The organism is Selenomonas sputigena (genome assembly GCF_026015965.1).
Lineage (GTDB): Bacteria > Bacillota > Negativicutes > Selenomonadales > Selenomonadaceae > Selenomonas.
In genome coordinates, this window is sequence record NZ_CP110383.1 from 1,057,501 (window position 1) to 1,077,260 (window position 19,760).

Here is a 19,760-nt window from a genome sequence, read left to right on the forward strand (position 1 = left end):
GCGGCACGCTGCAAGTCACTAGAATAGATGGCGTCGATCTTCTCTGCGGGAAAATGCCTGGCGAGGCATTCAGCCTGTTTCACACCCTTTTCTGCCAAGGCAATATCAGAATGTCCTTGAAACCGACCGCCGGAATTCCACTCGGTCAATCCATGTCGAACAAGATAAATCTTCGTCATACTGCATCCCATTCCTTCCAAACTTCATGCATGGCTTCGAGCAATCGTTCATTATCTGCGCGAGAACGTACAGCTGCACGCAAGTAGGCCCCATCCAACCCCGAATAATTGCTGCAATCGCGCAGCAAGATTCCTCTCTCTCGCAAAGCCATAATAAGATGTCGTAAAAACTCCTTTCCCTGCTGCAAATAGAAAAGAATAAAATTCACGGAGGGTGCAAAGACCTCAATCCCTGGCAATTTTGCAAGTTCTGCAGCAAGAAACTGTTTTTCTCTGCGGACAAAAGATCGTACCGCTTCATGGTAGACCGTGTCGGAAAGAGCGGCAACACCTGCTGCTTGAGCAAGGAAATTCACATTCCAAACATCTTTGCCACTTTCCAACCGTCGGCAAAGATTCGGTTCAGCAATGCCGAAGCCCAGCCGTAATCCCGGCAGGGCAAAGAACTTCGTCATGGACTGGACGACGAAGAGATGCGGATATTCGTTCGTCAGATGGCGCGAAGTATATTCCTCTCCATCTTCACGAAAATCCAAGAAGGATTCATCCATCACGACGTATGTGCCTCGCTCCTCTGCTTTTTCCAGCAGCACACACAATTCTTTTCGCTCCCAGAGACGTCCCGTCGGATTGTTTGGACTGCAAAGCAGAATGACGTCTTCCTTCGAAAACTGCTGCACCGCCGCTTCCAAATCAAGAGAAAACCCATGCTTTTTCAACAGCGGAAGATATATGACCTTCACACCTGCGGCACGCGCCGCCCTTTCATATTCGCTGAAGGACGGGACGGGCAGGAGCAGGCGCTTCGGGCGCACGATATAGAAGAAGCAGTAAAAGAGTTCCGCTGCGCCGTTGCCGAGCACGATTTTTTTCTGCGGCACATCATAAAAAGAAGCGATCGCCGTCTTCAAGGCACGCGCCTCAGGATCAGGATAATTGACGATGCCATCAACATGGGAAAAAATGGCTTCCCGCACACGAGGTGACAGGCCGAGAGGATTGATATTTGCACTGAAATCCAGCCACGCTCCGCCAGTCGGGCATTTCTCATAGACATTGCCCCCATGTTCATATTTTTGCAGAACCTCGTCCTCCCTTCTCTCATGTAAGAACCGCGTACAATATCCACAAAGTGGACGTTTGCGCGTATAGTTTTTCAAAGACAACAGAAACCCGATGTACTTTTCCTTCTACAACGGGTTCCCTTCTTCCTGCATGGAGCAGAAAGAAAGCCGAACATCTTTATATTACACTAGCAGCTAACCGAAGAAAACACCAAAAAGCTCAAAAGCACAAGCGTTTCCGTCAATGTCGTAATCGCGCCATAGACATCTCCGGTCAAGCCGCCGAGATGACGCGTCGCATAGCTTGCAAAAAAAATCGTAAAGAGAAGCGCAGCAAATATGACCGCCGTCATGGAAAGAACCCACGAGGACAGTCCCGCAGCGTCCAAAGGAATGATGCCGAAAAAACATGCTGCGACACCTGGAAAAAACACGAGGATAAGCGTATAAAAAAAAGCTCCGTAAAGGACGGACTTCGTGCCGCCATCTTTGAATGCCTTGCCCATACCCACAGGACGTGCATAGGGAAAGGCGGAAATGGCGACGACCATCATCAGACGTGAAACAATGGGCATGGCGAACAGAGCTGGAAAAAGCCATGCGCTTTGCAGCAGGTCAAGCAGGATCGACCAGTCGAAAATCATCAACAGGACGAAGGCAAAAACACCGTTCGCCCCCACGCGGCTGTCCTTCATGATTTCCAACATGCGCTCGCGAGAGCGTCCCGAAAACAGTCCGTCCATCGTGTCCATGAAGCCGTCGCAATGAAGCCCGCCCGTCAGGAGAATCGGCAGTATCAGCAAGATTGACGCAACGACATGATGCGGCAAAAGAATGCCGTTTTGCGGCAAAAAACTCAACAGCAGTGCGGCAAAGGCCGCATAAAGGATGCCGAGCACCAAGCCGATCAGCGGAAAATAACGCACGCTGTCGGCAAAATCCTTCTCACACCAATCCTTTTGCTCCACGATCGAAATGCGCGTGAGAAACTGCAGACCGATGAAAAACGCACGCAAAAAAACACCCCCAGTGCTTCACGTCTACACTAAAAAAGCATCCCCCTCTGCTGCCAAAGAAGGAACCCGCCATACGTCAAGAGCAGAAAAAGAATCGTGACCGTATACATGAGGCGCACGGTCTTCTGTATGTCATCGGCTTCAATTTCACGCCGCGCCTCTCCCATATAGGCGCGAAAATGCGGCTCGCCGAAGTAGTAGTTGTTGCCACCCAAGCGTATGCCGAGTGCACCCGCCGTAGGCGCTTCGGCGTGCCCCCCGTTCGGGCTTGGGTGCTTCGCCGCATCGCGATGCAGCATGCGCCAAGCGCCGCGCCCGTCGAAGCCCAGGAAAAAGGCCGCGAGCACGAAAAGAACACCCGCAATGCGCGCGGGAATGTAATTGAGCACATCGTCGAGACGCGCCGCCACCCTGCCAAAGTACAAATACTTCGCGTTCTTGTAGCCGAGCATCGAATCCATAGTATTCGCCGCGCGATAGAGCACAGCGAACGGCAGCCCGCCGATCAGATAGAAAAAGAGCGGTGCAAGAACGCCGTCAACCGTGTTTTCCGCCACGGTCTCGATCGCGGCGCGCGACACTTCCGGCACGCTGAGCTTTTCCGTGTCACGCCCCACGATCCAGCCGACTTTTCTGCGCGCTTCCGGCAGATCGCCCGCCTTCAGGAGGGCGCGTATCTCCATGCCTGCCGCCGCAAGGCTCTTCGGCGAGATCATGAAGGCGAGCAGCAACGCTTCCAGCACCATGCCCACATGCGGCAAGGGGATAAGCCCCAAAAGCCGCAGGATGCACCATGCAGCCTCGTAACAAACGACGAGCACGATGAGGGCGAGCATGCCGCCGCAGAGCAGTTTCTTCTCATTCGTATCTTCGGGACGATAAAAGCAATGCTCCAGCCAAGCGATAAGATTTCCCATCAATACGACGGGATGGAAGCGCGAACGCGGATCGCCGAGAATGCAGTCGATGAAGAACGCAAGGACAGCCGTCAGCATCCGACCTTCTCCCCCATGATTTCGCGCAGCTTATCCATATCGAGATGCGCACGCACGACGGCAGCAAGGCGGTCATAGCTCTCCTCCTTCTCGCGGTAGCGATTGCGCGTCACAGCGAGCGCAGGAAGCCCTTTCTTTTCGCGCAAGGCATTGAGAATCGCACGGCGCAGTCCATCGTGATCGAAAAATCCATGGATGTATGTACCAAAGATGTTTTCTTCTTCATTTACCGTACCTTCCGCAGCGTCACAAACTTCGCCGCGTCTCTCTTTCACGCAGAGCGGATGACTGTCCCTATCGCACAGGAACTCCGTCGTTCCCATATGAATTTCATAGCCCTTGATATCATCGACAGAAATCCGCTTGCCAAGAAACGGAAAATCCCTAGCCGAAGCTACGACCTGCGAAGTCAACTTGTTTTCATGAAATGTCGTCTGCAGACCAAGAAGCCCCAGCCCATCCGTACTGTCAAAAGAAGATTCCGTATGGTGCGGATCCAATATGCGCTTGCCAAGCATCTGGTAGCCGCCGCATATACCGATGACGGCCGTTCCCTTTTCGTGCGCCTCGCGAATCTTCGAGGCAAGTCCCGTTTTTTCGAGCCAACGCATGTCCTCCGACGTATTCTTGCTGCCCGGCAACAGAATCAAGTCGGGCGTACCGAGAGCCGCCGCTTCATGCACATAGCGTAGCGCCACGTCCGGCTCGCTTTCCAAACTGTCAAAATCCGTGAAGTTGGAAATCTTCGGCGTACGGATGACAGCAAGGTTGAGGTCCTTCTCTTCCGCCCTTTCTGCCTTATCCTCCAAGGATACGGAATCTTCGTCGTCAATGCCCATTTCCTCGATATGCGGGATGACGCCGAGCACAGGCTTGCCCGTCTTTTTCTCCAAAAATTCGACAGCAGGCGTAAAGAGCGAGATGTCGCCGCGAAACTTGTTGACGACAAGCCCCTTGACGAGCGCTCTTTCATCCTCTTCCAAAAGCTCCAAAGTGCCGACGAGCGAAGCGAGCGCACCGCCGCGATCGACATCGGCAATGAGCAGAACGGGCGCATTCAGATACTTCGCCACGCGCATGTTGACGATGTCGTTCGCCTTGAGATTGACCTCGGCAGGGCTTCCCGCGCCCTCGATGACGACGGTTTCGTACTCCGCATCGAGACGCGCCAATGCTTCTTTGACCACCAAAAACGCTTTGAGCGAATAGCCTTGGTGGTACTCCTTCGCTGTCATATTGCCGACAGGCTTTCCCATGAGCACGACCTGCGAGCAGGAGTTTCCTGTCGGCTTCAGCAAGACGGGATTCATGTCGACGAACGGCTCAAGTCCCGCAGCTTCCGCCTGGGCGACCTGCGCACGCCCCATCTCCAAGCCATCTTTCGTGACGTAGGAATTGAGCGCCATGTTCTGCGCTTTGAAGGGGACGACGCGCCGCCCCTCCTGCCGAAAGATGCGGCAGAGCGCCGTCGTCAGGATGCTCTTTCCAACATGCGAGCTTGTCCCCATCATCATGATGTAGTTCGCCAAAAGCCATTCCTCCTGTCAAGCGATGCAGTATGCTATTCCTGTAGTATATTTTACTAGGAAAGTCCAAGAGGCCAAGCCGAAGGCGCAGGCCGATTGAGCAACTTTCCTTAAGGGCGACGCACAATGTCCACAAAGTGGACGTTTGTGCGTGTAGTTTACTAGGAAAGTCCAAGAGGCCAAGCCGAAGGCGCAGGCTGATTGGGCAACTTTCCTTAAGGGCGGCGCACAATGTCCACAAAGTGGACGTTTGTGCGTGTAGTTTACCACGACACTGCCAATTTCTTGAAATCGACGGCAATGCCGCAGGAAACGACGTACACCTCATCTGCGGCACGCGCCGTCAGCTGGTTGGCAATGCCTGTGATGTCGCGATACTCGCGTGCAAGATGATTTTCCGGCACGATGCCCGCGCCGACCTCGTTCGTCACGAAAATCGTCGTACCGTCCTGCTCCTTTGCAGCTTCGAGCAGGAGACTGATTTTCTCACGTATAAGTTCATAATTTGCCGCAGAGTCGCGGACATTCTCCAAAGCGCACAGCAGATTGCTGATGTAGAGCGTCAGGCAGTCGAAGAGGATCATATCGTGCGCCCTTCCTGCCTCCTCAATGGCAAGATGCGCGTTCTCGGGCGCTTCCCATGTATGCCAGTCCCTAGGGCGCCGCTCACGGTGCAGTTTGACGCGAAATGCCATCTCCTCGTCATAGACGCCCGCCGTCGCAATGTAGGCAACCTTCTTTCCGAAACGCGCCGCGTACTGCTCGGCAAAACGGCTCTTGCCGCTTCGTGCACCGCCCGTGACGAGGACGATCTTACCCATGCATCTTCCTCCTCTCCCTGCTCGCTCGGCAAGCCTCAACGAAAGCCTCAGCCGCCTCAGGGCAGCCTGCAAAGTGCAGGTGCAGATAAGAGCCGAGAACCGCCCCCTTGGCATAGCCTGCCGCATAGTGCGCGCCGTTCCTCATGCGCGTAAAAATAAAGGCCCTCGCCGCATCCGCTTTTTCCCCCGGCAATTCCGTCGAGAAATGAAACTCGTGACCGTGCAGTTTCCTGCCTCGCGGTCCGAGAACCGTATCGCTGCAAAGCTCCGCCTCAACGTAGCCGACCATCTGCAGTTTGCGGTTCATCTGCACGACAGCAGGAACGATTCCCGTCATCGCATGTTCTTTTCCCTCGAAGTCCACGAGTTTTTCCATCAAGTACATATAGCCGCCGCATTCGGCATAAATGGGCACACCTGCTGCCGCCGCCTCAGCGAGAGAACGGCGCATCGACACATTCGTCGTCAGTTCCTCGGCAAACATCTCAGGAAAGCCCCCGCCTAGGAGAACGCCCGCCGCCTCAGGCAGAGCCGTATCATGCAGCGGGCTGAAAAAGACGAGTTCCGCGCCAAAGGATTCCAACACATCAAGACTCTCGGGATAATAAAAGGAAAAGGCCTCATCGTGCGCGACGGCAAGGCGCACCTTGGACGGCTGTCGCTCTGCATTTTCCCTTGCAGAAAAAAGCAACTCCTCCGTCGAGGCCAATGGCGCGGCCGCTTCTGCAATCCTTCTGAGCGCCGCAAGATCGACCGAATGCGCCGCCGCCTCGCCCATCTTCTTTACAACATCGCGCTCTTCGTTCTCCTCGGCAGGCAGAAGGCCTAAGTGACGCTCCGGCATCTTCAGCGATTCGTCGCGTCGCATAGCCCCTAAGACAGGCATGTCAATCTTCGCCATCGCCTCGCGTATCATCGCCTCATGCGTATCCGAGCCCAGACGGTTCAAGAGAACGCCCGCGAGGTTGACCTCACGATCATAACTGCGGAAACCAAGCGCGATCGCCGCTGCCGATGCGCCCATCGACTTCGCATCGAGAACGAGCAGCACGGGCGCGTCGAGCAATTTGGCGATTTCTGCCGTGGAACTCACGCCCTTCCTGCCGCCGTCATAAAGCCCCATGACGCCTTCGATAACGGCAAGATCCGCACCTTTGGCCGTGCGTGCAAAAATCTCCTTGAGACGTTCAGCCGGCATAAGCCATGTGTCGAGATTGTGCGCGGGCAGCCCACTCGCAAGCGCGTGATAGCCGGGGTCGATGTAGTCAGGGCCTACCTTGTACGACTGCACGCGCAGCCCCTGCGCACGCAGTGCGGCGAGGATGCCCGTCACGAGCGTCGTCTTGCCCGAGCCGCTCTGCGTCGCGGCGATGACAATGCGCGGTATCTTCTCTTCCATGGCAAAATCTCCTCAGCGCGTATTGTCTATGAGATACATGACAGCATTGACGACGGACGCCGCGATCGGGCTGCCGCCCTTCGTGCCTTCCACCGTGATGTACGGCACTTTTTCGTTCTTCGCCAAAAGTTCCTTGGAATCCGCCGCCCCGACGAAACCGACGGGGATGCCGACGATGGCCGCCGGACGTATGCCTTCCTCCTCGACCATGCGCAATACCTCGAAGAGCGCCGTCGGCGCGTTGCCGATGGCGATGATCGCACCATCGAGAGCCTTGCCGAAGGAACGCATGGCAGCCATTGAGCGCGTGATGCCCTGCGCCTTTGCTTCGGCGGCAATCTTCTCATCTGCTACGAGGCAATGCACCTCACCGCCGAAGGATGCCAGTTTCTTCTTATTGATGCCCGTGCGCACCATCTCGACGTCCGTATAGATGTGCGCCCCTTTCTTGAGCGCCTGCTGCATCGCCTCGATTGCCTGCGGATGAACGCGGATCACCTTCGCATAGTCGACATCGCCCGACGCATGAATCATGCGCGAATACACCTTGATTTCCGCTTCGGAAAGTTTATACTCGGCCAGATACGGTGCGATGATCTCCATGCTGCGGTTCTCGATTTCCATCGGCTGTTTGATAAAATCCATGCTGTAACCTCACTTCTCTGCTTTATGAACAAACGCCAAGACCTCTTCAAAAGTCTGCGCCATATTGTCGTAGGCGATGCGCGGCCGTTCGACGATGACGAGCGGCAGGCCGAGATTCATTGCCGCCGCAAATTTCGTATCGGCGCCGCCGACCGTGCCGCCGTTCTTCGTGACGACGACATCCGCCTCATACTTCTTGTAAAGCTCCTCGTTGAGCGCTTCGGAAAATGGTCCCTGCAAGGCGACGATATGGCTCGGGCGAAAGCCGAGCGCCGTACATTCCTCGATGACTTCGGGGGCGGGCAGGACGCGTGCCGTCAGCACACATTTTTTCAGTGCGGGCGCTTCTGTAAACGCCTTGAGGTTGTGACTGCCCGTCGTAAGAAAGATGTTCCGTCCCAAATCCGCCGCAACTTCCGCCGCTTCCTCGTAGTCTGCGACGTAATGCGCCTTTTCATAATCGAGCGGCGCACTCTGTCTCTCATAGCGGATATACGGGATGCCGCACGCGCGGCAGGCGCGCATGGCATTTTCGGAGATATTCGCCGCATAAGGATGGCTTGCATCGACGAAGACAGTGACGCCATGCGCACGGCAATACTCCGCCAGTGCTGCTTCATCGAGCGGACGATCGTTGATGACGATGCCCGGATAGCGCGACAAAAGCTCCTCACCGTAGCGGCTCACGACCGATGCCGTGACACTCTGCCCCTTTTCGAGCAAAAAACCTGCAAGCTCCCTGCCGTCCTGCGTGCCTGCTGCCACGAAAATCATACTTCGTAGCCCCGCGGCGTGATCATGTAGCCTTCCTTCACATAGGTGCGGCTGTTGCCGATGATGACGAGCGAGAACATGTCGATCGTTTCCTTCGTGAAGTTCTCAAGCGTCGAAATCGTCTTGCTCTCCGCTTCACGCGCCGCATGGTTCACAATGCCGACAGGCGTATCTGCCGCACGGCAGGCAAGGAATATCTCGCGGATCTCCTCGATGTTCTGCACGCGCTTCTTGCTCTTGGGATTGTAGAGCGCGACAACGAAATCAGCTTCTGCCGCCGCCTTGGCACGCTTCTTGATGAGTTCCCACGGCGTCAGGAGATCGCTGAGACTGATGACGGCAAAGTCATGCATGAGCGGTGCGCCCAAGATCGAAGCCGCCGCATTGACCGCCGAGATGCCGGCGATGACGCCGCCGAACTCGGGGCGATCGCTCGCTTCGCGCTGCAAGAGAAGTTCCAAGACGAGTCCCGCCATGCCGTAGACGCCGGAATCGCCGCTCGAAACGACGACGGTATCTCTTCCCTTCGCCGCCGTTTCCACCGCCATGCGGCAGCGGTCGATCTCCTGCATCATGCCTGTGCCGATGACCTCGCGCTCACCGATGAGGTCTTTGATGAGCTTGATGTACGTCGTATATCCTGCGACGACTGCCGCTTCCTCAATCGCCCGCTTCGCACGCGGCGTCATATCCTCCAAACTTCCGGGACCGATGCCCACCACTGTTATTTTTCCCATACAAGTGCCACCGTCACTTTCTCAAATCTCGTCTTGGCAAGGGCAAGCCGTCCTGCGGGGACGCTCGCGAGCGCTGCAGCTTCCGCGACGTTGCCGATGCCGATATTTTTCTTGACAAAAGGAGACTCAGAAAGCCCATAGGCGTCGATTGTCTCCTGCATCTTTTCGTTGGAATGGAAGCGAATATCACGCTTGAGTTTCGCGCTCAAAGCAAGAAGCCCAGCCTCGTCCGCCTTCGCCTCTGTACTCGCGAGAAGCGATACATCTGCGATGCTGCGCCCGATCTTCGTGAGGGTCACTTCCAATGCCACCCGTATCTCCGACATCTCCGTGCCGCGTCTGCAGCCGATGCCGGCAACGAGACGGCGCGGCACGAGGCAGATCACATCTTCTCGCCGCACACTTTCATCCGCCGTGATGAAGGCCGTCAAGCCTTCCTTCGGCGGAAGTTCCCGTCCGAACAGCGCCGTCAACCCCATATCGTCAAGCCGCTTCTTGTAAAAGCTCGCACGCGCGAGATTCTCATCAATTACATAGCGAATCGACTCATCGTCAAGCACGGCGCTGTTGAATCGCTTGATCTGCTCCTTCGGCGAGGGGCGCAGCGCAAGGCGCGCGGCGGCGACATCGACGGCAAGCTTCTTCTGCACGTCCGTTGCCGTCGTGATGACGGGATCTGCGCCGAGCGACGCCGCAAGCTCGCGCGTCAGTTCATTCGCGCCGCCAATGTGACCCGAAAGCAGACTGATGACATGCTGCGCCTCCTCATCGAGCACGAGGACGGCCGGATCTTCCAGCTTGCTCTTCAAAGAACCCGCAATCATGCGCACGGCAATTCCCGTCGCCATGATGAAAACAAGCGCATCATACTGACGAAACGCCGCCTCAACCTGCGGCGCGAGGCGCTTATAAACGCGTACTTCCGCCGGCATTTCCTGCCCTGCCTTGACGAAGATGTCGACGCTCGCATCGAGTGATGCGCGAACGCGAAGAGCCGTCTTCGTGCCGCGCGGCGTCGCCGTAAAAACCGCGCATCTCATTTGCTTGCTTCGCGGAACATGTGGCTGAACTCCGGCGCGTAGAGGCGCGAAAGCTCATAGTCCGCGCCGAGGCAGCGGCTGACGACGATCATCGCCGTGCGGTCGATGCCCTTGTCGGCAATTTCCGCCACGATGGTTTCCAATGTCGCGCGCACGATCTTCTGCTCGGGCCACGAGGCGCGCTGCACGATGGCGATCGGCGTATCAGGCGCGTAGCCGCCCTCGATAAGCTCCTTCACGACATCCGCGAGCATCGTGATGCTGAGGAAGATGCACATCGTCGCCTGATGTGCGGCAAGCGAGCGCAGCTTCTCCCGCTCGGGCACGGGCGTACGCCCCTCGTTGCGCGTGATGATGACCGTCTGCGAGATGCCGGGAAGCGTATACTCCTGCTTCAAAGCGGCAGCCGTCGCGAGGAAGGAGCTGACGCCCGGCACGACCTCGAAATCAATATCCTTCTTCTTGAGTGCGTCCATCTGTTCCTGAATTGCGCCGTAGATGCTCGGATCGCCCGTATGAAGGCGCACGACCATGAGATCTTTCGCCACGGCTTTCTCTATCGTCTCAATGACCTCGGGGAGCGTCATAGAGGCGGAATCGTGAATCTCCGCTCCCTCCTTGGCAAAGCCCAAAAGGGCGGGATTGACGAGCGAACCCGCATAGATGATGACATCGGCTTTTTGCAGCAGCTTCTGCCCTTTGACCGTGATGAGCTCGGGATCGCCTGCGCCCGCGCCGACAATGTATACCTGCATGTTCTTCCTCCTGTTACACGTTTGCCTTATGGCAGGAAATGATGTAGACGGGGTTGATCGCCTCCGCCATATCGTAAGGACCGACCTTCTTCAAGCGATTGACCTGCACCTGGACGGTATCATAGAGATAGCCGCTCTTCTTTCGCATGTAGGCGAGTGAACTCGCGAGCGTCTGTACCGTGATGCAGTTGATGACGATGAAGCCGCCGGGTTTCAATCGTTTGTCGAGAAATTCAAGGATCTCTTCCAGATGGCTTCCCGTGCCGCCGATGATTGCCGCATCAAGCCGTTCGGGCAGCTGCTCCAGTCCCGCCGGCGCCTCGCTCTCGATGATCGTGATGTTCTCGATGCCAAATTTCGCCGCATTCTGACGGATGAGTTCGATCGCTTCTTTTTTGCGCTCCACGGCGTAGACATGACCCGCCTTCGCCAGAAGCGCCGCCTCGATGGAAAGCGACCCCGTGCCGGCGCCGATATCACAAACGATATCATTTTTTCCGATCTTCGCCCCCGCCAGTGTCAGGATGCGGATCTCCTTCTTCGTCATCGGCACTTTGCCGCGGATGAATTCTTCGTCTTCGATGCCTAAAAAATGTTTCATGCCTTCACCACCAAAACACCATGAGAGATTTCCGCTGCAGACGCCGCCTCAGCAAGTGTCGTATGAATGATTTCCTCATCTTCATAAGACAGCCGTGAGCATATATGAAGCTCTGCAGAAGACGGCCAGCCAAGCTCCATAAGGCGCTGTGCAATCGTGCGCGAATTGTTCGATCGATCTGTCAAAAGCCCGAGCAGGGCGCCCTCCTTGTAAGCAATCTCTTTCGCCTGCGGCACGCGTCCGTGGAAGGACGCAAGTCTCGCCTCATGCCAAGGCAGAGCAAGGCGCGCAAATGCCATCTGCAGGGAACTTACGCCGGGGATGACAACGAGCGCCTGTGGCGGGAACTCACGCCGCAGAGCATCGAGCAGCGAATAATAGCCGGGATCGCCTGAAACCATGACGACGACGTGCGTCTTTTGAATCTTCTCCCGAATGAACGAAAGGACGGCGTCTATATCGCCGCGAATCGTCATCGTCTCCTGCCCTTGCCTGGCGAAATCCGCCAGGGCGCGGCTGCCGCCGACGAGCACCTCCGCGCCCTCGATGGCAGCGCGTGCCGCCGGCAGGACAAAATCTGGATTTCCCGGTCCGATGCCTGCCACTACGATTCTATGTTCCAATGAAAATCCCTGCCTATCTCTCTTGCTGTATCATCCATGCCCAAGAGCTCCCCCTTCAGCGTCGTCATCGCCGTACCCACGCGCAGATCTTGGAATACATACCGCTCGGCACGAGCCGAAGCACGCGCGCAAAGAATGCCATAAACCCGCTCCAAACCGTATTCGGCAAAAAGCGGCAAGGCCTCTTCCGTCGTCGTCGCCGCAAGGATGCGGCGCACCGCTTCCTGCGGCAGGCCTTCTGCCGCCGCGTAGGCAGCGAGCGCTTCCAAGCGGCCGTCCGCTATGCGGTTGTGCGTATAAAAGACACCTGCCGCAACCTTCGAGAGCTTGCCGATATGACCGAAAAGCAGCACGCGCTTGAGCTTCCTTTCCACCGCACGCTCCAACATGAAGCCGATGAAGTTGCTCGTCTGCACGACAGCCTCGCGCGGCAGGCCGAAGCGCGCCGCCGCATTCTCGCCCATCTTGCCCGGCACGAAGATCTGCGTGTCGAAGCCTGCTGCAAGAGCCACATCCATCTGCGGTACGAGGGAGTTTTTGAAGCCTTCCTCCGACATAGGACGCAGGACGCCCGTCGTGCCGATGACGGAAATGCCGCCGACGATGCCGAGGATCGGATTCAGCGTGCGTTTTGCAAGTTCCTCGCCTGCGGGAATCGAAATCGTGACGTCCGCACTGCCGTCCTTGCCGAGGATTTCCTCGATGACGTTGCGAATCAGCTGGCGAGGCCCCGGATTGATCGACGGCTCGCCCGGCGGCACGGAAAGCCCTGGCTTCGTGACCGTGCCAATGCCGCGCCCCGCATGGAAATGAACGCCGCTCCCCTCAGGGCGAACGACGACTTCCGTAAAGACGGAAACGCCATTCGTGATGTCTGGATCATCTCCTGAGAACTTCACGACCTCGGCGCGCGCTCCCGACGGCGTGCGGATGACTTCTTGAATCGGAATGTGAAGCGGCGTGCCGTCGAGCGCCATGATCGTCACTTTCTCGCAATACTCTCCGTCAAGAAACAGGAGCGCCGCCTTCGTCCCAGCCGCCGCACAGGCTCCTGTCGTGTAGCCGCTTCGCATCTCCTTCGCCATCGCACTCACTCCTCCACACTACAATGCTTTTATTGTACAAGGAAACTTCGAGAAGTCAAGCCCAAAAGGCACAGACCGTCCCCATAAAATCTAAGCCCCGGCACACAAGAAGTGCAACCGGGGCTTGAGGAAGCACAGATATTTCCCATACTTCTTTGATGCTTTTCCTATTGCAATATCCCCAGCTCGCGCAGCCGCTTGAAATCAATCGTTGTCTTGCGGTGCGGATGACGAGCGAGATACTGCTGCCGCTCAGGTTCCGCTGGATGGAAGCTTACGAGAGGCGCAGCTTTTGCATAGCAGTGACGCGTCAACTTCTTGTTGTGATTCGGGTCGTTGACCGTCACGTTCGCTTCTGTCGCGGCAGGAGGTCTGCCGCGATTCACGATGAAATTCATGTGATATTCGACGAGCGGCGCGTCCTCTGCATCGACGTAGTATACGCCGCTTTGGTACATCGGCCCTTTCGCCGCCCCCTGTCCATCCTTTTCATAGGGATTGACGACGGCGAAGAGGATGTCCAAAAGCTGCGATATATCTGTCTTCTTCGGGTTGTAGGCGATTTCCAGTCCCATGACAGCCTTGATCCAACCGCTTTTCACTGCATCATACGACGGCTCCTCACTCTGTGCATCAATATAGCCGGTACGCGTCGCGACGACGCCGGGCACATGATCGAAAACCGCCTGCAGCTCGTAGAAGCTGCCGCCAGAGACATATAGCCGTTTCGTATACAAGGATCATCCCTCCTCATGGGGATGCAGAAGATCGACATGGCGATCCGAAGCACGATGTATGTCGAAGACATGGATAAGCTCCGCCACACCCTGCGAGGGGGACACCGTCCCCTTGAGCACGGCATCGCGCACTTCCGGCATACGCCCCAGAATCACAGGATCGTCAAAGAAGAGGTTGTGCAGGTGCTCGTCGATCATGCTGTTCATCCAGTCGAGCAGCTGACTTTCACGACGCTTTCGGAAAGCACCATTCTCCTTCGTCGTGCTCTCAAAGATGCGAATGACATCCCAAAGCTCTTTCAATCCCGTCTTTTCCAAGGCAGAAACGAGGTAGGCATGCGTCTGCCAGCCCGGCGTCGCGGGACGAATGTACTCGATCATACGCTCGTACTCGCCGCGTGCGACCTGAGCTTTCGTGCGATTGTCTCCGTCTGCCTTGTTGATGACGATGGCGTCCGCCAGTTCCATGATGCCCTTCTTGATGCCTTGCAGCTCATCTCCTGCCCCCGTCAGAACGACGAGCAGGAAGAAGTCGACCATCGAGCGAACCGTCGTTTCCGACTGTCCGACGCCGACGGTTTCGATGAGGATGACATCATAGCCGGCCGCCTCGCAGAGAAGCATTGTCTCACGGCTCTTCCTCGCGACACCGCCCAAAGTGCCTCCGGCAGGTGACGGGCGAATGAATGCCTCTTCCCTGCGCGAAAGCGTGCCCATGCGCGTCTTGTCTCCAAGAATCGAGCCTTTCGTCACCGAGCTTGTCGGATCGACCGTCAGGACGGCGACGCGATGCCCCATGTCGCAGAGCATGTTGCCAAAAGCCTCGATCATCGTGCTCTTGCCCGCTCCCGGGACGCCTGTGATGCCGATGCGCAGAGCCTTCCCCGTATGGGGAAGGAGATCCTGCAGCACCCTCTGCGCCTTCGGGAAATGACGCGGGCTGTTGCTTTCAATGAGCGTGATGGCGCGCGAGAGGATCATGCGATCCCCCGCGGCCACGCCTTTCACATAGTCTTCCACATCAAGAATCATGCGATTCCTTCGGAAACCCGTCTTTCCAAGATCAGGGTTGATGTTGCCAACCGTCAGATCCTTGATGCCGTCAATGCCGCTCATGACGCTCGTGGCAAAATTCTTGTCCGCATTCTCCGGCACCCAGTCCGGCTTCGTGTTCGTGTATTTCGCCATGGTCGTTACCCCGCAGCCATTTCTTCCTTTGCACGTCCAATCAAGAGTTTCAGGAGTTTGACGCCCGCCTCGGGGATGTTCGTTCCCGGAGCGAAGATGGCGACCGCGCCGCTCTTGTAGAGGTGGTCATAGTCCTGCACGGGGATGACGCCGCCAATGCAGACCATGATGTCCTCGCGCCCAAGCTTCTTGAGTTCTTCCACAAGAGCCGGCAGGAGCGTGTTGTGACCGGCAGCCAGCGAACTGAAGCCAACCATGTGAACGTCGTTATCGACGGCATCCTGCGCCGTCTCATCCGGCGTCTGGAACAGAGGTCCGACGTCGACGTCCCAGCCCATGTCAGCGAAGGAGGAGGCGATGACCTTCTGTCCGCGATCGTGACCGTCCTGCCCCATCTTGGCGACAAAGATACGCGGCCGGCGACCCGTGAGCTTTTCAAAATCATCGGCAAGCGCACGCGCCTTGTCCAGCTCCGTCTTGTCCGTAAACTCTGAAGAGTAGACGCCCGAAATCGTATGGATGACGGCCTGATAGCGACCCGAAACCTTTTCCACGGCATCCGAAATCTCGCCGAGCGAGCAGCGCACGCGCGCCGCTTCGACCGCGCATTCCAAGAGATTGCCGTTGTCGCGCGTCTCGGCAGCCTTCGTGATGGCTTCCAAGGCGGCGCGCACGTCGTCCTCGTTGCGGTTGGCACGCAGTTTTTCGAGGCGCTCGACCTGAGCCTGACGCACAGCGGTGTTGTCGATCGCGAGGATTTCCAGCGGATCTTCTTTCTCCAAGCGGTACTTGTTCAGGCCGACAATCGTCTCGTTGCCCGAATCGATTCTCGCCTGACGACGCGCTGCAGCCTCTTCGATGCGCATCTTCGGCAGCCCCGTCGGAATCGCCTTCGCCATGCCGCCGAGGGATTCGACTTCCTGAATATGCGCCCAAGCGCGGCGAATGATCTCGTTCGTAAGGGCTTCGACGTAGTAGGAGCCGCCCCACGGGTCGATGATCTTGCATACGCTCGTCTCATCCTGAATGTAGAGCTGCGTATTGCGCGCGATGCGAGCCGAGAAATCCGTCGGCAGAGCGATGGCCTCGTCGAGAGCGTTCGTATGCAACGACTGCGTGTGCCCAAGAGCCGCGCCCATCGCTTCCATCGCCGTGCGCGCGATGTTGTTGAACGGATCCTGCGCCGTGAGCGACCAGCCCGAAGTCTGCGAATGCGTGCGAAGCGCCATGGATTTGGGATTTTCCGCGCCGAACGACTTGACGATCTTCGCCCAGAGGACGCGCGCCGCACGCATCTTGGCGATTTCCATGAAGTAGTTCTTGCCGATTGCCCAGAAGAACGACAGACGCTTTGCGAAGGCGTCGATCGGAAGTCCCGCCTTGATGCCCGTACGGATGTATTCGAGGCCGTCGGCAAGCGTGTAGCCAAGCTCAATGTCCGCCGTTGCGCCAGCCTCCTGCATGTGGTAGCCCGAAATGGAGATGCTGTTGAACTTCGGCATATACTTCGTCGTGTACTCGAAGATATCGCCAATGATGCGCATCGACATATCCGGCGGATAGATGTACGTGTTGCGCACCATGAATTCTTTGAGGATGTCGTTCTGAATCGTACCCGCCATGATCTTCTTGTCAACGCCCTGCTCGACGCCTGACTGAATGAAGAAGGCGAGAATCGGCAGAACGGCACCGTTCATCGTCATGGAAACCGACATCTGATCGAGCGGAATGCCCGAGAAGAGGATGTTCATGTCGAGCATTGAGCAAACCGAGACGCCCGCCTTGCCAACGTCACCGATGACGCGCGGATTGTCGGCGTCGTAGCCGCGATGCGTCGGCAGATCGAAGGCGATGGAAAGACCCTTCTGACCGGCCGCAAGGTTTCTGCGGTAGAAGGCGTTCGATTCCTCCGCCGTCGAGAAGCCTGCGTACTGACGCACCGTCCACGGACGGAAAACGTACATCGTCGAGTACGGTCCTCTGAGGCACGGCGGGATGCCGCTCGCAAACTCCAAGTGGTTCATATGATCGTATTCATCGTGATTGTAGAAAGGCTTGATGGGAATCTTCTCCATCGTACTCTCCATCAGCGAGTCATAGCTCATGCCCGTCGAAGCTTCCAAGCGTTTGCGCCAATCCGCCTCTTTATGAGCAGGCGCATCCTCAAGGTTGATTTTCGTGAAATCAGGGTTCTGTGCCATCACTGAATCATTCCTTTCTTCTTCTGCAGCATCTGCAGTGTCTTGTAGCAGTTGGCACGCACGGAAATGAAGTCATCCACGCCCGCTTCGCGATAAATTGGCTCCAAATCCTTCGGCGCAGCGCCCGCGAGGAAGATCGTAGCCGCAGGCAATGCCGCGCGCAGTTTCGGCGCGAGCTCGGGCACAATTTCCGGATACGTCGGATCGGTCGAGCAGATGACGACAGCGTCAGCACCCGATTCCTTCGCGGCGGCAGCCGCTTCGTCCGTCGTCTTGAAGCCGTCGTTCAACAGCACTTCAAAGGCTCCGACCTGCAGGAAGCTCGTCGAGAAATCGGCACGCGCCTTGTGCTGCGGAATGGGGCCCATATTCGCGAGGAAGATCTTCACGTTATCGCCGTCGTGGCTGTCCCTATACTCCTCGGTGATGCGGCGCAGAGCTTCATAGCGCTCGCTCCAGCGGTGCGCTCCAATTGCCGTGATCTTCTCGGCTGCCTCGCCCGTCTGCAAGGCCTCGCGAAGCTCCGCAATCGTCGCACCGGCCTTCGCCGCCTTGACAGCAGCCTCCGCCTTCTCGCCCTTGCCCGCACTCTTCAATGCCGTGAGGCACTCCTTTTTGAATGTCTCGTCCACATCGGCGAGATAGGCTTCGACATCCTTCTTGCGCTTTTCCAGAAGTTCCGCCACATCCTCTGTGCGCGGATCGAGCAGTTTCTCCGTCATATTCGGATACATATTGTTGCCGACGATGCGATCTCTGCGCAGTTCGAGCTTCTTGAAGCGATCTTCAAGCGTCTTTGCGACTTCTTCCTGCACATAGCCGACTTCGAGAGCCTTGACGATACCGCCCTTGCCCTCGATCGTCTGGAATTCTGCCCAAATCTTTTCCTGAATTTCTTTCGTCAGCGTCTCAACTGCCCAAGAGCCGCCCGCTGGATCAATCGGCTGCATAAGGCCGAATTCTTCCTGCAGCATGATCTGCACATTGCGCGCGATGCGGCGCGAGAACTCATCACCCTTGCGAATCGGCTCATCGAACGGAGCGTTCTCAAAGGAGTCAAGTCCGCCGACGACACCGGAGAAGATCTCCGTCGTGTTGCGCAGCATGTTGACGTAAGGATCGTAAACCGTCTTGAAAAACAGTGCGGGACGTGCATGTACGTGGATGCGCTGCGCCTCTTCTCCGCCGCCGAACGCCTTGACGATCTGCGCCCAAATCGGGCGAACCGCACGAAGCTTCGCAATCTGCAGGAAGAAGTTCGCGCCCATCGAGAAGCCGAACATCATCTGCTCTGCCGCCTCGTCGACCGTAAGTCCGCGCTCCATGAGGGCACGCAAGTACGCGACGCCGACGGCGAGCGTCGAGGCGACTTCCTGCACATCGTTGGCGCCGCCGCGCGAAACGGCATCGCTGCGCACCATGATCGTCTTGAGATTCGGCGCATACTGCTTTGCCCAGAGAGCAGCCTCCGCCATCTCATCATAGAGCTGTGGCAGCGAAGCGTAATTCTCGCCGCGCTGAATCAACTCGCCCAAGGGGTCTGCTCCCACGAAGCCGCCGAGCTTTGCGAGGTCACCGCCGTCAGACTTGACGGACGCAGCGACGAGAGACAGCATCGGCAGGGACGACGCGCCCGCATAGATGTAGAGCGGATGCTGGTCGAGCTTCAAGCCGTTGAGCGTCGTGTGCATATCCTCAACCGTCGTAATATTGCAGCCTTCATCGCCGATTTTTTCAGCATCCTTGGCATCCTTGTTGAGGAGCGTTGCCGAATCGAGGCGGATGTTGTAGATGGTCGAACCCTTGTCCACTTCGCGGTGCAAGAGTTCGTTGTTCTCCTCGGGCAGCGTCTCGTCGCACGACTGCGCGATGCCCCAAGGCTGTTCGATATAGCCGTTCGGACGCACACCGCGCAGGAAGTTGTCCATGCCGGGAAAGTCCGTCCTCGGCAGGATCTCGTCCGTCATCTTGTGGGTGTACATCGGCTCGAATGTGATGCCCTCGTACGTTTTCGTGAACATCTTTTTCTCGAAGGGCGCCCCCTTCAAGAGTGCGACGCATGCCTCTTTCCACTCGTCATACGTCGGCGGTTCGAATTCGTCGAGCGGCACATCGGGGAAACTCGTTTGCTGTTCGGCCTTCTTCAAGATGGCCTGCAGGTCAAGATTCTCGTCCTGACCCTTTGTCTCATTGCTCATATTTCCACAGCCTCCCTTGAAATAATACGGAATACAACAAAAAGCCACCCTGCAGTCGAGGGCGGCTTCGTCATTTTCGTGAACAGGCTTGCAGGAAATCTCTTCTGCACATCATGTCCGTGCAAAGTGCATTTTCCAATAAAAAATCCGGTGCAAATCTGCGCCGGAGAGCCTGC

At 57.0% G+C, this 19,760-nt stretch carries 19 protein-coding genes (1 of these 19 running past the window's edge); all 19 read right to left on the reverse strand.

Going from position 1 to position 19,760, the window contains the following annotated elements; all coding sequences use genetic code 11:
• On the reverse strand, window positions 1-179 hold the start of the coding sequence (locus OL236_RS05240; RefSeq protein WP_265071596.1) for a histidine phosphatase family protein. It extends 451 nt beyond the left edge of the window; only the first 179 of its 630 coding nucleotides appear in the window; it begins with the start codon at window positions 177-179; its stop codon lies beyond the left edge, outside the window.
• Entirely contained in the window at window positions 176-1,339 is a 1,164-nt protein-coding gene (gene cobD / locus OL236_RS05245; protein WP_265071597.1) for a threonine-phosphate decarboxylase CobD, read from the reverse strand. The genes OL236_RS05240 and cobD overlap by 4 nt, the downstream gene beginning before the upstream one ends.
• A gap of 92 nt (window positions 1,340-1,431) precedes the next feature.
• Window positions 1,432-2,259 (reverse strand): adenosylcobinamide-GDP ribazoletransferase, encoded by an 828-nt coding sequence (locus tag OL236_RS05250; protein WP_265071598.1) that lies wholly within the window; start codon window positions 2,257-2,259, stop codon window positions 1,432-1,434.
• 29 nt (window positions 2,260-2,288) lie between these two features.
• A complete protein-coding gene (cbiB, locus tag OL236_RS05255) occupies window positions 2,289-3,254 on the reverse strand; it encodes an adenosylcobinamide-phosphate synthase CbiB (RefSeq protein ID WP_265071599.1) in 966 nt (321 codons plus the stop codon).
• Complete coding sequence (locus tag OL236_RS05260; RefSeq protein ID WP_265071600.1) at window positions 3,248-4,783, reverse strand: cobyric acid synthase; 1,536 nt, start codon at window positions 4,781-4,783, stop codon at window positions 3,248-3,250. Before OL236_RS05260 ends, cbiB begins: the two co-directional genes overlap by 7 nt.
• A 260-nt stretch (window positions 4,784-5,043) precedes the next feature.
• Window positions 5,044-5,601, reverse strand: coding sequence for a bifunctional adenosylcobinamide kinase/adenosylcobinamide-phosphate guanylyltransferase (cobU, locus tag OL236_RS05265; RefSeq protein WP_265071601.1), 558 nt, complete (start codon window positions 5,599-5,601; stop codon window positions 5,044-5,046).
• Window positions 5,594-7,000: a cobyrinate a,c-diamide synthase gene (locus OL236_RS05270; RefSeq protein WP_265071602.1), complete on the reverse strand. Its 1,407-nt coding sequence runs from the start codon at window positions 6,998-7,000 to the stop codon at window positions 5,594-5,596. The genes cobU and OL236_RS05270 overlap by 8 nt, the downstream gene beginning before the upstream one ends.
• Window positions 7,001-7,012: 12 nt before the next feature.
• A complete protein-coding gene (locus OL236_RS05275) occupies window positions 7,013-7,645 on the reverse strand; it encodes a precorrin-8X methylmutase (protein WP_265071603.1) in 633 nt (210 codons plus the stop codon).
• A gap of 9 nt (window positions 7,646-7,654) precedes the next feature.
• Window positions 7,655-8,419: a precorrin-6A reductase gene (cobK, locus tag OL236_RS05280; RefSeq protein WP_265071604.1), complete on the reverse strand. Its 765-nt coding sequence runs from the start codon at window positions 8,417-8,419 to the stop codon at window positions 7,655-7,657.
• Window positions 8,416-9,156: a precorrin-3B C(17)-methyltransferase gene (cobJ, locus tag OL236_RS05285; RefSeq protein WP_006193062.1), complete on the reverse strand. Its 741-nt coding sequence runs from the start codon at window positions 9,154-9,156 to the stop codon at window positions 8,416-8,418. Before cobJ ends, cobK begins: the two co-directional genes overlap by 4 nt.
• Complete coding sequence (locus tag OL236_RS05290) at window positions 9,144-10,196, reverse strand: cobalt-precorrin 5A hydrolase (RefSeq protein ID WP_265071605.1); 1,053 nt, start codon at window positions 10,194-10,196, stop codon at window positions 9,144-9,146. The genes cobJ and OL236_RS05290 overlap by 13 nt, the downstream gene beginning before the upstream one ends.
• On the reverse strand, window positions 10,193-10,951 hold the full coding sequence (gene cobM, locus OL236_RS05295) for a precorrin-4 C(11)-methyltransferase (RefSeq protein ID WP_264919120.1): 759 nt from the start codon (window positions 10,949-10,951) through the stop codon (window positions 10,193-10,195). Before cobM ends, OL236_RS05290 begins: the two co-directional genes overlap by 4 nt.
• 13 nt (window positions 10,952-10,964) lie before the next feature.
• Entirely contained in the window at window positions 10,965-11,552 is a 588-nt protein-coding gene (cbiT, locus tag OL236_RS05300) for a precorrin-6Y C5,15-methyltransferase (decarboxylating) subunit CbiT (protein WP_265071606.1), read from the reverse strand.
• On the reverse strand, window positions 11,549-12,175 hold the full coding sequence (gene cbiE, locus OL236_RS05305; RefSeq protein ID WP_013740726.1) for a precorrin-6y C5,15-methyltransferase (decarboxylating) subunit CbiE: 627 nt from the start codon (window positions 12,173-12,175) through the stop codon (window positions 11,549-11,551). The genes cbiT and cbiE overlap by 4 nt, the downstream gene beginning before the upstream one ends.
• A complete protein-coding gene (gene cbiD, locus OL236_RS05310; protein WP_265071607.1) occupies window positions 12,157-13,260 on the reverse strand; it encodes a cobalt-precorrin-5B (C(1))-methyltransferase CbiD in 1,104 nt (367 codons plus the stop codon). The genes cbiE and cbiD overlap by 19 nt, the downstream gene beginning before the upstream one ends.
• A 167-nt stretch (window positions 13,261-13,427) precedes the next feature.
• Complete coding sequence (locus tag OL236_RS05315; protein ID WP_009646231.1) at window positions 13,428-13,997, reverse strand: peptide-methionine (S)-S-oxide reductase; 570 nt, start codon at window positions 13,995-13,997, stop codon at window positions 13,428-13,430.
• Window positions 13,998-14,000: 3 nt separating this feature from the next.
• The gene (gene meaB, locus OL236_RS05320; RefSeq protein ID WP_006193052.1) at window positions 14,001-15,185 is read right to left on the reverse strand and encodes a methylmalonyl Co-A mutase-associated GTPase MeaB; all 1,185 of its coding nucleotides are present in this window, start codon (window positions 15,183-15,185) and stop codon (window positions 14,001-14,003) included.
• A gap of 5 nt (window positions 15,186-15,190) precedes the next feature.
• Window positions 15,191-17,386, reverse strand: a complete 2,196-nt coding sequence (gene scpA / locus OL236_RS05325; protein ID WP_265071608.1) for a methylmalonyl-CoA mutase — start codon at window positions 17,384-17,386, stop codon at window positions 15,191-15,193.
• Entirely contained in the window at window positions 17,386-19,584 is a 2,199-nt protein-coding gene (locus OL236_RS05330) for an acyl-CoA mutase large subunit family protein (RefSeq protein WP_265071609.1), read from the reverse strand. The genes scpA and OL236_RS05330 overlap by 1 nt, the downstream gene beginning before the upstream one ends.
• Between the last annotated feature and the right edge of the window lie 176 nt (window positions 19,585-19,760).